The 15,301-nt window shown below is 59.6% G+C and carries 11 protein-coding genes and 3 tRNA genes; 8 read left to right on the plus strand and 6 right to left on the minus strand.

Annotation, left to right across the window (positions count from 1 at the left end; genetic code table 11):
• The coding region (locus tag HNQ08_RS24980) for an NPCBM/NEW2 domain-containing protein (RefSeq protein WP_184137954.1) at nucleotides 1-1,281 on the plus strand (1,281 nt) is incomplete at its 5' end.
• Between the two features lie 1,006 nt (nucleotides 1,282-2,287).
• On the opposite strand, the gene HNQ08_RS24985 is transcribed toward HNQ08_RS24980, so the two are convergent.
• The 5 genes from HNQ08_RS24985 to HNQ08_RS25005 form a co-directional block, all read right to left on the minus strand.
• Nucleotides 2,288-2,361 (minus strand) — tRNA-His (locus HNQ08_RS24985).
• 111 nt (nucleotides 2,362-2,472) lie between these two features.
• A tRNA-Asp gene (locus HNQ08_RS24990) sits at nucleotides 2,473-2,547 on the minus strand.
• Nucleotides 2,548-2,550: 3 nt separating this feature from the next.
• A tRNA-Glu gene (locus tag HNQ08_RS24995) sits at nucleotides 2,551-2,627 on the minus strand.
• Between the two features lie 801 nt (nucleotides 2,628-3,428).
• A complete protein-coding gene (locus HNQ08_RS25000) occupies nucleotides 3,429-3,677 on the minus strand; it encodes an M-like protein (protein WP_184137955.1) in 249 nt (82 codons plus the stop codon).
• A gap of 1,295 nt (nucleotides 3,678-4,972) precedes the next feature.
• A complete protein-coding gene (locus tag HNQ08_RS25005) occupies nucleotides 4,973-5,407 on the minus strand; it encodes a hypothetical protein (RefSeq protein ID WP_184137956.1) in 435 nt (144 codons plus the stop codon).
• Nucleotides 5,408-5,812: 405 nt separating this feature from the next.
• Between HNQ08_RS25005 and HNQ08_RS25010 the strand changes: the two genes are divergently transcribed.
• From HNQ08_RS25010 to HNQ08_RS25020, 3 genes are all read left to right on the plus strand, one after another.
• Nucleotides 5,813-6,037, plus strand: coding sequence for a hypothetical protein (locus HNQ08_RS25010; RefSeq protein ID WP_184137957.1), 225 nt, complete (start codon nucleotides 5,813-5,815; stop codon nucleotides 6,035-6,037).
• A 780-nt stretch (nucleotides 6,038-6,817) separates the two neighbouring features.
• The gene (gene cphA / locus HNQ08_RS25015) at nucleotides 6,818-9,538 is read left to right on the plus strand and encodes a cyanophycin synthetase (protein ID WP_229790270.1); all 2,721 of its coding nucleotides are present in this window, start codon (nucleotides 6,818-6,820) and stop codon (nucleotides 9,536-9,538) included.
• 949 nt (nucleotides 9,539-10,487) lie between these two features.
• A complete protein-coding gene (locus HNQ08_RS25020) occupies nucleotides 10,488-11,264 on the plus strand; it encodes a peptidase associated/transthyretin-like domain-containing protein (RefSeq protein WP_184137958.1) in 777 nt (258 codons plus the stop codon).
• A gap of 235 nt (nucleotides 11,265-11,499) precedes the next feature.
• On the opposite strand, the gene HNQ08_RS25025 is transcribed toward HNQ08_RS25020, so the two are convergent.
• Nucleotides 11,500-11,736, minus strand: a complete 237-nt coding sequence (locus HNQ08_RS25025) for a hypothetical protein (RefSeq protein WP_184137959.1) — start codon at nucleotides 11,734-11,736, stop codon at nucleotides 11,500-11,502.
• Nucleotides 11,737-11,937: 201 nt separating this feature from the next.
• On the opposite strand from HNQ08_RS25025, the gene HNQ08_RS25030 reads away from it, so the two are divergent.
• The 4 genes from HNQ08_RS25030 to HNQ08_RS25050 all read left to right on the plus strand — a co-directional run bounded on the left by HNQ08_RS25030 (nucleotide 11,938) and on the right by HNQ08_RS25050 (nucleotide 15,287).
• Nucleotides 11,938-12,132: a hypothetical protein gene (locus HNQ08_RS25030; RefSeq protein ID WP_184137960.1), complete on the plus strand. Its 195-nt coding sequence runs from the start codon at nucleotides 11,938-11,940 to the stop codon at nucleotides 12,130-12,132.
• Between the two features lie 1,056 nt (nucleotides 12,133-13,188).
• Nucleotides 13,189-13,509 carry an ArsR/SmtB family transcription factor gene (locus HNQ08_RS25040; RefSeq protein ID WP_184137961.1) on the plus strand — a complete coding sequence of 107 codons (321 nt, stop codon included), beginning with the start codon at nucleotides 13,189-13,191 and terminating at the stop codon, nucleotides 13,507-13,509.
• Between the two features lie 4 nt (nucleotides 13,510-13,513).
• Complete coding sequence (locus HNQ08_RS25045) at nucleotides 13,514-13,975, plus strand: arsenate reductase ArsC (RefSeq protein ID WP_184137962.1); 462 nt, start codon at nucleotides 13,514-13,516, stop codon at nucleotides 13,973-13,975.
• A 4-nt stretch (nucleotides 13,976-13,979) separates the two neighbouring features.
• On the plus strand, nucleotides 13,980-15,287 hold the full coding sequence (locus tag HNQ08_RS25050; protein WP_184137963.1) for an arsenic transporter: 1,308 nt from the start codon (nucleotides 13,980-13,982) through the stop codon (nucleotides 15,285-15,287).
• The last annotated feature ends 14 nt before the right edge of the window (nucleotides 15,288-15,301 follow it).

The following is a 15,301-nucleotide window of genomic DNA, read 5'->3' on the forward strand; positions in this document are numbered from 1 at the left end:
GTGAACGTGAACCTCACCGGCGCGCGGGAACTGCGGATGGTGGTGACCAACGGGGGCGATAACATCGACTACGATCACGCCGACTGGGCCAACCCGACGATCACCTGCGTGTCCAGTACACCACCAGCTCAGCCTGCAGGTACCCTGGACCCCAGCTTCGGGCAGGGCGGCAGAGTCAAGGTCAGCGGCGTGGACGTGGTGGCCGAGCCAGGCGGCGCCGTGGCTGTGGTGGGCAAGAACTTCAAGGTCACGCGGCTGTCTGCCTCTGGTGCGGTGGTGGCCCAAAGCACCGACCAGTTTGACGGGCAGGCCAACGGACTGGCGCGCCAGTCCGATGGCAAGCTGATTGTGGCAGGTCAGGTGGACGGTCAACTGGCGGCCATCCGCTTCCTGAGCAATCTGACCCTGGACTCCAGTTTCGGTGCCGGCGGCGTGGTCAAACTCCCGCTGGGAGGGACAAACACCAGCGAACTCGGTTCGTCGGCCCTGGACGTCGCCGTGCAGCCGGACGGCAAGATCGTGCTGGGGGGCAGAGTGCGTCAGCAATTCAACCAGGATTTCGTGCTGGTCCGCCTGCAAAGCAATGGCACGCGTGATGCTAGCTTCGGTCAGAACGGCGTAGCAATCACCGCCCTGGAAGACTTGCCCGCATATAGCTACGCGTCAGGCATCTCCGATGAGTTCATTTCGGGGCTGGCCCTTCAGCCTGACGGCAAGATCGTGGTAGCAGGACAGGCCAGTGGTGGGTTCGGAGACGAAGCCGTGCTAGCTCGCTACAGCTCATCCGGGCAGCTTGACGCTTCATTTTCTGGCGATGGCATTGCAAAAGGGATCATCGACGGGTACGGCGGTTTCAGGACGGTGGCGGTGCTGCCGGACGGAGAACTTCTCGCGGGCGGCAGCACACAGCGGGCCCTGGCCAGAGCGTTTCTACAGAAGTTCAGCGCAGATGGCATGCCTGGGTCGCGCGTGGTGTTCAATTTCAACGACGAAAATTATCTTGAGTCCGAAACGATTATTTACGCCCTGGCCGTGCAGGACGACGGTGGCGTGATCGTGGGGGGAGGCAATCAGGCCTTCAGTTCAGTCAACACGGACGGAACGTATCTTGCCCGCTTCTCTGCGGCGCTGGTCCAGGACACCACGTTCGGTGGTGCGGCGGACGGCAATGTCAAGATCAATGGGGACACCTTCATCGCGCTGGCCAACAGCGGGAACACCATTGTGGCCACCACGCCTAGCGCAGATCCTGTGGGCGGGACTGTGCGGGTATTCCGCTAAGTACCCACTTGTCATCTGAGCCTCGTGGCCTGATACTTCGGGAGACTGATGCATTAATGGGCGGAATAGGCGTGCTCGGCAACTGAAGGTAAGTTCTGAAGCCAAGCTCCACCTTACCGCGCCGCCTGTAGGAGGTCCGGCCACCCGTTTTTCACCAGATTGACGACCAAGCGTCCCCGGTTTGGGTTCCCCTGACTGATTTCCAGGCCCTGGCCAGGCGAATGCGACACAGCGCACCCTGAACAACAGAGCAGTGCGTTATCGCCGAACCAGGTGGTGCGCTCCACGATCAGGGTGAGCTGGGCATCGTAGGGAAGCTGAGCCATAGTGGGGCAGGTGAGTATTCAGATCGGCGGTCAATATATTAAAGGGCGGTCTCAGGGCTTATCACAGCCCCAGAGAGTGCCTTTAGCATTCCACATTGTGTTCATGTCATTATTGGCCACAGTTTGTCAGGAGCTGAAGCTCCAGAGCTTGTCCGTATGCATGACGCCCAGGACCTTGTAGGTAACCAATAGCCGTTCAAAGTACGGTTTCGGAGCGTCTATATTCCCACACGTTTGCAACAGGCTTTCTAGCACGACGCCGATGTTCCGCCCGTCACCACGGGTGATTCTTGCCACCGATCTCACCGCACGACTCATGCAGGGACCACCGGGAACTCCGGCATCCCCTCCCGATGGCATTCGGGGAGAAGTGGCGCGAACTCGATATTCTGCTGGCACAGGCTTCGTGACTGACAATAATAATCTGCCGAAAATATGGGTGGGAAAGCTTGAGGACCTTACGTACAGTTAACGTGCTGCAGTTGAACAGTTGAATGCAAAAGCTCTCGAAGCCGCTTTGCGATAAGCGTAGGAACCGTTAGCCCGATCCTCGACACAACAGCACGGACGCGCCTTTCTCAAGGCACGCTGTCCATCGTGCTCGAGACGCCAGGAGTTGACCTTGCGAACCGCTGGCCTTAAACCAGATGGGCTATAGGATCGCGCCCCTTCCCGACGATTGGGGTGATTAACCAGAATCGAACTGGTGTTTCCTGATCCACAATCAGGCGTCCTGCCACTGGACGACAACCACCATAGCTAGGAAGGTCCAGCCATTCCTTTAGGCAAAACGGGGATGCACCAGACCTCTGCGCGACCTCCCTTAAGCGGGCGCATGTCCCAGTAGCGCCATCTTCCGAGCAATTGGCGGTTCTGACGGGATTTGAACCCGCGCCCTTCCAGCTGACAACTAGGCGCGCTCCTACTGCGCTACAGAACCATGTGGTGACCTCAGCCGGGTTTGAACCGGCATTCTCCTGGTTGAAAGCCAAGTGTGTTGACCACTTCCACCATGAGGCCAGAACAAGGCAACGCGCAGAGTCGAACGGCCGACGCCACCTCGTGTAGAACTAGGGGTTAAACCACTTCTCTATGTCACCAGGGAGTGAAAGGCATCTACGGAAGGTAGAGGCGCACACTCACGGCTTTAAATGGGCAGCTGACGTTCCGAACAGGCGAGGTGGTCTCGCAGATCTCGCGCCTAGCCTGGATGGTCACCGCGCTCTCGGGGGGACACGCACAGCAGCCCCAGATCCTCCAAACGGCCGGCAGGGAGCGGCACGAGGTGACAGGTCGTGTTCATGCCGGGCAGTCTACGCAGTAGCTGTAAGTATGCCATCGGCCAGGTGGCGAGGCCAAGCTCTAGACCAGATGACCTGACCCCCTCACGCCATGGCGATGGCCCCATGATCCACGCCCCAGTGGCATCCACAGCTTACTGCGATCACCTGATTGAACAATCTCACATGGCACCACCAATGGCCACAAGGCAACTGCAAACCAAGGGGACGCCCTCAAGGGTTTATCGAGCTGCATGCTCGCTTTACCAATGTTCGTCCCATGAGAAGGCCGTCCATTTGTTGATTGATGGACTGAGAGAGGCCGCCCAACCTTGTAGGCGGCCTCTTTCGTGAAGCTTATGAGCTGCGGTCTCCGCTACTTAGTCACTTGCCACAACCCTTGAAGACACGGTTCAAATCGGCGCGAGCGTAATTGAGTCAGTTCGTCACAGCACCAACTTTATCCACACATATAGGTTGTCTCCGACCAATCCATAGACTATCCCTTCTAGGCGCTTCTGACTCCGGTGATCCAGAATGTTCAGCTCTCCTCGGTCGTTTCCTCACCGGGAGTGGTGCTCGCGGGGTCGCTGGTAATCATGCTGCCCGAAGAGGCGACATCCTGCTTATCTAGGCCAAGTTCTTGATACTCGTCCGCGAGACGGGCTTCTGCTCTGGCTTCCTTGAGGGCAGCCTGGCGTTCATCAGTATGGCCCATAAACTGAAGGTCCACATTAGTAACCTCGACTTCCTTCGGAACCTTCGTATCGTGCATTCGATCATCCGTCATTCCTCAGCCTATGGAGGCGCTGCGAGTGCACAGTGAGGTGCAGGTAAAGCTCTCAGGGCATCAACTCCTGACAGGGGAAGACTGACGCTCACGTCACGTGCCAGCGCAATAACAAATCGCTGGGGAGGCTGACGCGGCGCAAGACGGTCAAAGCTCTCCAACTCCCGATTTCCTATCAATGCGTCTGGACGGTAGAGGATTCACACACTGGCCATGGCAGGCGTCAGTGGATAAGGGCAGAGGCATCCTCGACCTCTTGCCTCACTGACAAGCTGTGAATTGCCGGAGCAGTTCTACGGGACCACCCGGTTCGCCACACCATAGAGCACATCCAGAGTACTTTTACTGCCTGATGAAACAACCTCATCAAGCAGTCCATCGCGTTCTGTCTAACCTGTGCGCGAACTGCTGAATCAGCCCGTCATTGCCACCGCTGTGTACCGACAGGAGGCCACCGTCCAAAGTGACGTCGCTGTCCAGAACAACCTACTTCTCCGGGGAGTCCGTGTAGCGACATGGGGCTCAGCGCGCGCACTAATTCGCTTTCCACTAAACCATCCGCAAACAACTTTTACGCCCAAAGCGAAATAAATTTCCACGAGTTTTGCTGAGATTAGAATCCCAATTTTTTGTACCGTCCTGCACGTGCTTTTTCATCCTTGCTCACAGGAAGGCCAGGAAGGGGCTTCTGGGCGTCAATGGGGGATTAGTCTCCTTCCACCGCAAGGCTGAATTCAGCTAGGTTACGCATAAGCTAAGTCTCGGTCTGCCTAACGAACCCGTCGCTTTTATGCCCAGCGTTGGCAGGTTGAACCGCTTCATCTGAGACCTGCCCCTGTTGAAAAATCCAGCGCGAGTCCAGCCACCCAATATGGACGAACCTGCTGGCCGCACACCCTGTCATTCAGGACTATACGCAAGTCCTAGCGCGTTTTGCACGTGGTCCGCTATATCAGGGCACCACGACTGTTCGCGGTGGGCAAAGTGGCGGTGTGTTCCAGTTGGCGGCGCCAAGTCAACTCATTCACAGCAACGGGCGGGAATTTTGCAAACCGTCATCTCCAGACGAGTGTTCAGGCCGGGGGTAACTCTTCAACGAATTATCACTAATCTGACTTAGTGTCAAACTAGATTAAAGTTAGGCATAAATGAGGCGCATCGTTCCGGGAAGTTTCTTGGCCCGCTCAGTATGAGCGCTGAATGAAAAGCTGCCTAAGGCATGGCAGCGAGTTCGAGATATCCGGTTGCGTCACCACCTCATGGAGGCAAACCCACACCGCCATCTACAGATAAAGTTATTTATTCTCACCAGAGTAGTTTTCAGTCTCACGCCTGAGTGCAGGAAACTGCGCTATATGGCGCTGTGCTCGTTGCCACACATCCTCGGGGAAGGATTCTGGCGCGTGGTGGTTATTGATCGCACAGAACTCGGCGAGGCAGACCTCCACATCCATAACGTCTGCTCGCCACCCAGGTTGCAAAGAAGCAAGCGCGTCATGATGCTGGCGCAAGAGTTCATCTTCATCCACATAGCCTTGTGCATCAAAGGCAAGCTGGCCATTTGAAACGTACAGATGAGAGCCACGAAATTCAGGGGCGGGCCGAATGAATCGAAGCCGGAAGCCGACTTGAGGATACCTTTCCAAGAAGGCGAATCCTAGGATGTGACATGCGCCTGCGGAAAAGAAGCCTACATCTGGCCTCGCGTAGCTCAGTTGGATGTCACTCATTTCGTTCGGCGTTCTCATAAATGCGGTCGTGGGCTGCCTCACGGATGAACCATACACACTGGCCAGGTTTTTAAATGGTGTAACCTCGGGCGGATCAACACAAGAGGTGCTGGGGACCTTTCATCTGAGTGCTAAAGGAAAATTGATGGCGGCTAGCAGCGTGTTTAGTACATCCAGCCCTCCCATCACCTTATGGACCATAGAGTTCAGCGGCTGGGACACCTGCGTTCTCTAACGGGCGCTGGTCAGCAGAGTGGATACTCTCCAGCCTCAAAGTCCGCGGTTTCGATCTGGGATGCATGGGCCTGACTCACCCCGACCGTTGCAACGCCTGTTCGGATGGTCATCCTGCCCTGGGTCAGCTGTATACAGGTGGGCGTTTAGCTCTAGACGCACTATCTGACCATGAGCCTCGTTCGGCATGGTGCGGAACGTCTCTGCGACGCGCTGTGGTGGATGCTCGCGAAGCTGCCCATGCTGGTCAAGCTCCTGAAGATTCCTTCCCCGCACCAGGCGCGGCTTGAAGTCAAGGTGTCCGGTACAGAGCTCAGTGCCAATATCGCCAAGCACCGGAGCACAGATGTTTTGCCTCACAAGCTGGATGGCAGACGGAGAGCAGAGTCACACTGATCAGCTGCGGAATGCTGGAGCCACGATTCGGGAGCTCGTGATTCCCGTCCATGTTCACCGTCAACAGGTGATCTTCACTGCACACTGCAACAACATGACCGAGTCATCTCACTGACGCACACGCGGTCAAGAACGACAACAAGGGTTCAGATGGTGAAAACGGGCGTTATAATTCTGCTGCCCGAGTTACCAATCTTTTCCATCATACCTGAACCAGCGAGTCGCCTTCCAAAGGTGGCCTAAATCTCAGGCCACCCCTGCCCTTCGCATGCCGTAGGCCGAGTTAAGGCAACACAACCGATCCGAATATAAGTTGGAAGCAAGCCAGCGATCACGCTCTCGCAGAAAACACTTCTGCGCAGCCAACGCTACAAAGCAACGCACAGATCAGTCAGTTGCCAGAACCGGACCACCTGGGGCGACGAAGGGACATCAACACATCAACAAAAAGGCTGGCACCGTCACAGCTGACTTGAGTGGTAAACATTCTCTGAAGGGCAGTCAAGACCTCACACTTCGCACTGTTTGTGACGGACCGAGTGCAAGGTTTTCGTGTCAAAGACTCACAAGGGCTACGGAAAGGCAGTCTGAGCTTCAAGTCATCTTTACCTTCCTGCTACCAAGACCTTGCCACAACCGCCATTGACCCATTCGCAGATTATTCTCCGCATGGCCTGCTGGCTTAACAGCCGTCAATTACCGCCTGACCGCACTCGGTCAGTACAGTGAACTTCATTCCAGAGCACGGGGCCGGAGAAATCGGCCGAACAAGGAGTCATTTTGCCGCAGTCACCCAACCAATCCATGCGCGTGCTTGACCGAGGAGTCTACCGTGGTCCTCACCTGTACAGCGCCTTTCCAATGGTGCGGCTGACGCTGGATCTTGGGGCCCTGGAAGAATGGCCATCACATCTCCTGCCGGACTTCAACGCCCGTCTGCTGACCCTGTTACCGGGCTTAAAGGAGCACGGCTGCAGTCTTCATCGCCCGGGCGGTTTCATTGAACGTCTCCTGACAGGCACGTGGCTTGGACACGTCACCGAGCATGTCGCTCTTGAACTTCAGACACAGGTGGGCCACCGGGCCACACGCGGCAAGACCCGGAGCGTCCGCTCACAGCCAGGAGTTTATAACGTTCTGTTCGCCTATCAGGATGAACAGGTGGCCCTGCTGGCCGGACGAATCGCCCTGCAACTCGTGGACAGCCTGCTGCCTCCTGAGCTGCGCGGCGTGCAGGGCCTGAACCGAATCTGCACCGGCCCTGAGTCTCCTGACCTCCACCAGACCTTCGATCTTCCGGCCATGCTGGCGGCCCTGGAACAGCTGGCGCAGCAGCGAGCTCTCGGACCGACCACTCACGCCCTGGTGGAAGAAGCGCGGCGCCGGCGCATACCAGTCCAGCGCCTGGACGAGCAGAATATGGTGGTCCTGGGGACTGGACGTTGGCAAAAACGGCTCCGCGCCAGCATCACCGGCGACACCCCACACCTGGCCGTGGTTTTTGCCGGCAACAAGGCCATGACCAAGACGCTGCTGGAACAGACAGGCGTACCAGTGCCGCGCGGGGCCGTGGTGCGCGATGTGGAGTCCGCCGTACAGGAGGCCAACCAACTGGGATTCCCCGTGGTCATCAAACCAGTGAATGGCATTCACGGGCGCGGAGTCAGCGTGGACTTGCAGAATGCCGCCGAGGTTCGAACCGGGTTCAAGCGTGTCGCGCAGCATTCGGCGCAGGTCATTGTGGAACAGTACTACCAAGGTCACGATTACCGCATTCTGGTGGTGGGTGGACAGGTCGTCGCTGTCTCGCAACGCATGCCGGCCCGGGTGACTGGTGACGGCGTACAGACAGTGCAGGCACTGATCGAAGAGGTCAACCGCGACCCCCGCCGCGGTGTGGGTCATGAGCAGGTGATGACGCGCATTACGGTAGACGCCCAGGTACGCTCACTGCTCGACAAACGCGGCTATACCTTGGACAGCGTGCCGGCCAGCGGGGAGACGGTGACGCTGCGCGAGACGGCGAATCTCTCCACCGGCGGAACTGCTGTGGACCAGACGGACGAGATTCATCCGGACAATGCCTTCTTCGCGCGGCGCGCAGCGACCACCATCGGTCTGGATGTGGCCGGCATAGACTTCATCGCGCCAGACATTTCCCACTCCGTGCGCGAAACGGGCGGGGGCATCGTGGAGGTCAACGCCGCTCCTGGCTTCCGGATGCACCTGAATCCGGCTCAGGGTCAGCCACGGGCGGTGGCGCGCCCAGTGATGGCCGTGCTGTATCCACGTGGTACACCCAGCCAGATTCCGATCCTGGCCATCACCGGCACCAATGGCAAGACCACCACCGCCCGCATGATCGCCCACATCCTCTCGCACCAGGGACAGACGGTTGGCCTGACGAGCACAGGTGGAGTCTATGTGGAAGGCCAACTTGTGGCGGAGGGCGACGCGACCGGCCCGCGGAGCGCGCGACTGGTGCTGGCGGACCCTTCGGTGGACGTGGCCGTGCTGGAAACTGCGCGAGGTGGGCTGCTGCGTGAAGGGCTGGGCTTCCAACAGTGTGATGTGGGCGTGGTGCTGAATGTGCAGCCCGATCACCTGGGCCTGAAGGGCATCCACACTCTGGAAGACCTGGCGCGAGTCAAGTCGGTGATCGTGAACGTCGTGTGCCGCGGCGGCACCAGCGTGCTAAATGCCGACGATCCACTCACGTTACGGATGGCGCGGCGGGCCGGGGGTCACCTGGCATTGTTCTCCTTGTATGGTGACGATCTGCCGCCTGCCGTGCAGCGTCACGTCTCGGAAGGTGGCCTGGCCGCAGTTCAGGAGACCAGCGACGGCGAAGCGTGGATCGTGTTGCGTCAGGCTGGGCAACATCTGCCAGTCATACGGACCGCTGACATCCCGGCCACCTTGCAGGGGCAGGCGACATTTAACGTCCAGAACGCGCTTGCAGCGACACTGGCATGTGTGGCGCACGGCGTCTCTCCCGAGGAGATCGCCGGGGCGCTCCGGAACTTTACCTCGTCCTTCGAGGAAGCCCCTGGCCGAGTGAATGTTTATGATGGCCATCCCTTCCGTGTCATCTTGGACTACGCCCACAACGCCGCCGGACTCAGGGCGTTGGGTGACCTGCTTCAGAAGCTGCGCGTGGACCATGCCAGAGTGTTGGGGATGGTCAGCATTCCGGGGGACCGCCGAGATGCGGATATCTTCGAGTTGGGTCAGGTGGCTGCCCAGGTCTTTGACGAGCTCATTTTCCGTGAGCCTCCGGACGGACGTGGACGGCCCGCCGGGGACGTACTGGAAAAACTGACGGAGGGGGCGCTGATGGGAGGCTTTCCCGCTGACCGGATTCATCGGGCGATGGACGAACACTCGGCGGTCGAAACCACCCTCAGGCTGGCAGCTGCCGGTGATCTGGTGGTGCTGTTGCCAACGGCCATCGACGCAGTCTGGACGCAGATGGTGAATTTCAGGCCCAAGAACGACTGATGGAAGGTGCGCGGCTGCGCTCTGAAGGATGATCACTTGATTGCGCTCAGTTAGCGACAACTCGCCAGAACTTCATGAAGTGAGGACAGCGGAACACAGCCTGCCACGTCCGGACGTGGCGGAGACCTTTGGTGTGCTCGGAGCTTGGCCGGACTCCTGCTCTTCATTCCTCACCCAATCTGGGCCGTGCTCCGAGTATTGGGCCGCCTCTTCGACTTCTGAAGCAGTGCACGTCAGGGCATCTCCTCTAAGAGCGGATCATAACCTGCTTATCCCGGGGCAAGGTCTCAGGGATTCTGGCAACTTAACGTCAGCAGGCTGTTGAGCTGTGCTTATCCGCAAGCTCTCCTGCCACCGTTGTCCACTGAATGTCATCAGTTCCACGCTGTGGTTGTCCCAGCGCTTCCCCCTGAGTCAAGGCGGTGAGCAAAACTGTTCCATGAGCGTGATGGTGGTGTTCAGGTCAGGCACCAAACCCTCCGGTTGTGGAAATCAAGTTTGCTCCTAGTAGGAGTGCGCCTGAGCCGACCGGGAATGGCCTTCAACCGACGATGTTCCGGTTGAAGCCATGACCAACCCAGATCGACGGCTTTATTTGTTGAGTCTGTGACTGCCGTTCAGAGGGAGATCCCCGACCTTCTCGAGCACGGTACCGCTGTTGCACTTATGACGCGGCAGTCTTCAGTTGCCCTTCAATTTCCCTGACGCTGGGGCGTCCATCGCCATCCTGTGCCGCCGCAAGAGGATGCCAAACCAAGGGACGTGGAAGAGCCCCCGCTACCCCTTGAGGACGTCCCATACCACCGCACGGCGACTCAACAGCCATATGGCCACTGTTTCCAGACCTTTCCAACCAGGATATGGACGCCCTTCGGACATGTCATTGGCCAGCCATCCTCAGCCCGCTACGGTCTCAGCACGCCTGCATCTGAGGCGCAAGGAGACCACCATGCCTACGAAAACCACCCGCATCATCGCCGCCCTCGTCCTGACCGCTCTGCTCGGTGCCTGCGGCGGCACCCAGGCTGGGAACACCCCCCCGCCCTCCATCCCCGGCTCCGGACAGCCTGGGCAGGCCGCACCCTACACCATGACCGGCACCGTGAAGAATGCCGCCGGACAGCCCATCGCGGGGGCGGAGGTCTGGGCCGACAACACCCTCTATTACGACATGAATGCCCTCGGCACCACCGACGCGCAGGGCCGCTACACCATTGCCCTGCCCCGCAATCAGCCCGGTACCTGGCGGGCCGGTGGGCACGTGAAGACGAAGTACGCCAATGAGTGGTACGAACTGTCGCTCGTTCCGGACACCAACGCGGCTTTTGCCACTGACCAAGGCGCGGTTCGTAACTTCACGCTGCGGATCTCCGGCGAGCGGCCAGGCGGCGGCGAGTACGGCGGCAAGCTCTACCCGTATTTCGGTGAGGCCGGCGGAGACTTCGATATGGATCAGGTGGAGTTCACTTTGACCCCCACTGGCCCGCTGATCGATGGCAGTGTCGGATCGGTGATCACGCGCCACCGGGACGACACCATGGTCCGCGATATCCCGATCGGGAAGTACGTCGTCACGGCCCGGTATGTTCCGACGGGCGGTCCGGTCCGCCCGATGGTGCTGATGGGACGCAATGAGAGCGCCTACGCACCGAGCACCACGATCACCTTCCGTGAGTCGCCGTCCTACGGCCTGTTCGCCGACCTCACCGTCAGCCTGGCGCCGTAAGCCGTCGCCGCATCATTGGCTAGCCACGGTTGAGGCCGAAGCTTCGCACAAATGCGAAATCCTGCACCTGCTGATAGACGGACTCGCCCAGGCTGGTGAGCACTCACATGCTCCAACGGCGTTCCGCGAATCTGCGCCAGGGTCTTTTGAATGATCAGGCGTAGCTGCTGGGCAATCTGGATCTGCGCCCGGCCCGACTCGACGATACCCTTTAGGTTAGCTCGGTACACCTCGCTCAGGACACTAGGCCGTCCCAGCAAGGGGGGCTCAGTTGCCGGAGAGTGGCGGTCACCACCTGGCGGATCGCCTGCGTGACCACGAGCCGTCCCCGTCCATCCTGGATGATGTGTTCGAGGGTATTGAGCCGAATCAACCCGGCCTCCCTGATATAACGTCGCGCCACAGCAAACGACATGCACTCGGTGCGGGCGTCGAGTGCATCTGGTAGGAAGAACTCGGCTTGAGGGGTCATAGGACAGTAGAAAGAGGTGAGGCGAGGGAACCCTAAGACGATGTTGGTGGTGTGTCAGACGAGACGCAGGCTCACACTTTCAGGTCCCGCACTGAGCTTTATGAAGAGCTCTTAAGGCTTTCAGCGGGTTACTAAGCCTGTTCGAAGTGGGCTTTATCTTTCCCAGGCCCCTTGCTTTGTGCGACTCTCCAACATAGAGTCATGGGTCTTGAGCAGGAGCGGCGCCTCGCTGCCCTCGCCACTCGCATGACGGCTCTTCAGCGCCGTCTGGACACTCTGCTGTGCTGGCAGATGGAGCGTGAAGCACTGCTGATAGAGCTGCAGTGGCGCCGGACCCACTGGCCGGAGTTGGGGCGGCCCATCCTGGCCCCGCTGCCGCCCGAGTCGGGGAGCTGAGACACACTCGCTGCACTTGGCAGGACGCCGCGCACCGGCGAACAGCTTGTCACCTGCAGTTGATGTCATGGCTCTACGAATACAGGCGGCCCAGAGGCCGCCTGAGGGTGAGTATCTTTCAGGACCGCGATGCTGTTGTTTGATCCCGGCGCACGACGGTGGGTTCACGCCGCCGGAGGCCCGCCAGACCAGCCAGCCCCAGTCCATGCTGTGTCATCGTCCTACGTGGTCACCGTGGTCTCCGTCGTGATGGTGTCCTGCGCCCGCGCAGGCATAGAAGCAAAGCCAAAGGCCAGCACCAGCAGAGTCGTTCTCGCGTATTGGTTCATTGGTGAACCTCCTGCAAGAGTTTGGATTCTTACGCGTGCATCATCCCGCGCCCAGCCGTTTTTCTTGGTATGGCCACTGTTGATCTGGACCTGACTTCTCCTTAAGAAGGAGGGGAAGGCAGAATGCTGGAACGCATGAAGTTTGAGCAGGGCAACCTGTTGCTGGAGGCTTGCGTTCTCGGCGCCCCCGGGCGCCTGCCGTGACTGATCGTCTCGGGTGAGCCATTGAGAAAGCCCATTCGATCTCGAGTCAGCTTTTTGGCCAGACATTCCCGGCCAGAGGCAAAGCATTCCGGCACTTTCAGTTCTGGCCTCACCCTCTGACAACGTCTGATGGCCGTTTGGCTCAACACCTGCCGTGCGCAAATGAACATGCGGCAAGCCTAGGAACCCGGCTGCAGACGAGGCGCACTGGGGGTGACGCCGCGGTGGCCGATCTAGGGCAAGCAACCCAATCAGATAACCGAGGATGTGGCCGAAGCCCAGAGCGCCCAGAGTGCGCGCCGTTAGCAACTGGCCCACTTGATTCAGGAGGCTACGCCGGTGGTCGCGCAGCCCGAAAAGGAGGGAGCTGACGCGCAGGTTCAGGCGTTCAAACCCTCAGCACCGGAGGTGAGGCCCCCTTGCATGCACTCCCCATGCCAAAAATAGGGATCTCTGGGCTGATCGCAAGTCGGGAGCGCCAGGATGCCCATTCAACCCACAGTCAATTGAATAGAATAGATTCATGACTGCTGTGGCCGCGCCAACCGCTCTGGATCAGCTCAAGGCCCTGTCTCACGAGATCCGCTTTTCCCTGGTGCGGCACCTGGCCCAGGGCGAGTACTGCGTCTGTGACCTCGAAGCCCTGCTGGATCTGCCGCAGTCCAAGGTGTCTTACCATCTTGGCATCCTGCGGGAGGCGGAGTTTATTCAATCCGAACAGCGCGGCAAGAACGTCTATTACAGATTAATTCATCCCACGCTCTATCAACTGGGTGGACGGCTGCTGACTGATCTCTTTGAGGGCAATGACGCCTTGACGCATCAAAACAATTCGATATGCTAAGAGTGTGATCCGCGTCCTGATCCTCTGTACCCACAACAGTGCCCGCTCCCAGATGGCCGAAGCCCTGACCCGCGAGGCGGCTCGGCGCCTCGGTCTGAGCCTGGACGTCCATTCCGCCGGCACGGAAGCCACGCGGGTGAAGGACGACGCGAAGACCGTGATGGCTGAGATCGGACTGGATTTGTCCACCCACAACAGTAAAACCTTGTCTGACGTTCCGGACGCCCAGAACTTCGACTATGTCGTGACCATCTGTGACAGCGCTGCCGAAGCCTGCCCGGTCTACCCTGGCAAGACCACCCGGCGGCATTACCCTTTCGTCGATCCCAGTGGGGGCAGCCTGGAACGCTGGCGGGAAGTGCGTGATCAGCTCGAAGTTCAGTTCGACACGTTTGTCCAGGCCCTTCAGGAGGGGCGTGACGTGCCCCCCACCTACGCCGACAGCCCCGCCGTAAGCACGCAGTAGGCTCATGCTGCCCGCCACACTGATTTTCCTACTGACCCTCGTGCTGGTCATCTGGCAACCCAAACTGAAATGGCAGCCGGGCGGCCTCGGCATTGGCTGGAGTGCTACCCTCGGCGCACTGCTGGCCCTGCTCACCGGCGTCGTCAGCCTCGCCGACATTCCCACTGTATGGGACATCATCTGGAACGCCACGATCACCTTCGTCGCCCTGATCATCATCAGCCTGATCCTCGACGAAGCCGGATTTTTTAAATGGGCCGCGCTGCACGTCGCCCGCTGGGGCGGCGGCCGTGGGGCACGGTTGTTTCCGCTGGTGATCCTGCTGGGCGCCGCCGTGAGTGCCCTGTTCGCGAATGACGGCACCGCCCTGATCCTCACCCCCATCGTGCTCGCCATGCTGGGCGCGCTCGGTTTCCGCCCGGCGGCCACGCTCGCGTTCATCCTCGCAACCGGCTTTATTGCGGACAGTGCCAGCCTGCCGCTGGTGATCAGCAACCTCGTGAACATCGTCAGTGCGGACTTCTTCGACCTGAATTTTGGCGCGTACGCGAGCGTCATGGTGCCCGTCGATCTCGCGGCGGTGCTAGCCAGCCTGGGCGTTTTGTATGTGATGTTCCGGCATGATCTGCCCGCGCAGTACGATCCGGCGGTCCTGGAACGGCCAGGCACCGCCATTCGCGACCATAACGTCTTCCGGGTGGGCTGGATCGTCCTGGTGGTCTTGCTGATCGGCTACTTCGCAGCGGGACCCCTGGGGATTCCGGTGAGTGCCGTCGCCGTCCTCGGTGCCGCCCTGCTGTGGGTGGTCGCGGCCCGCGGTCACACGGTCAGCACCCGGGCTGTACTCAAAGGTGCCCCCTGGCAGATCGTTCTCTTCTCGCTGGGCATGTACCTGGTGGTGTACGGACTGGGCAACGCCGGGCTCACAGCCCTGCTTGCGGGGGTGTTGGACCGCTTTGCCGCAGGCGGCCTGTGGAGTGCGACGCTGGGAACAGGCGTGCTCACTGCCATTCTCGCCAGCGTCATGAACAACTTGCCCAGCGTCTTGATCGGTGCGCTTGCCATTGATGCGTCGTCCGCCACCGGCGCTGTCAAGCAGGGCATGATCTACGCCAACGTCATTGGCAATGACCTGGGCCCAAAGATTACCCCCATCGGGAGCCTCGCCACGCTGCTGTGGCTGCACGTGCTGGCCACCAAAGGCGTCCGGATCAGTTGGGGGGAGTACTTCAAGGTGGGTATCGTCCTGACCCTGCCAGTGCTGTTCCTCACTCTCGCGGCGTTGGCGGTGCGGCTGGGGACTGGAGGGTGATAACGAAACGGCCG

Origin of the sequence: Deinococcus humi, assembly GCF_014201875.1 — a bacterium.
GTDB lineage: Bacteria > Deinococcota > Deinococci > Deinococcales > Deinococcaceae > Deinococcus > Deinococcus humi.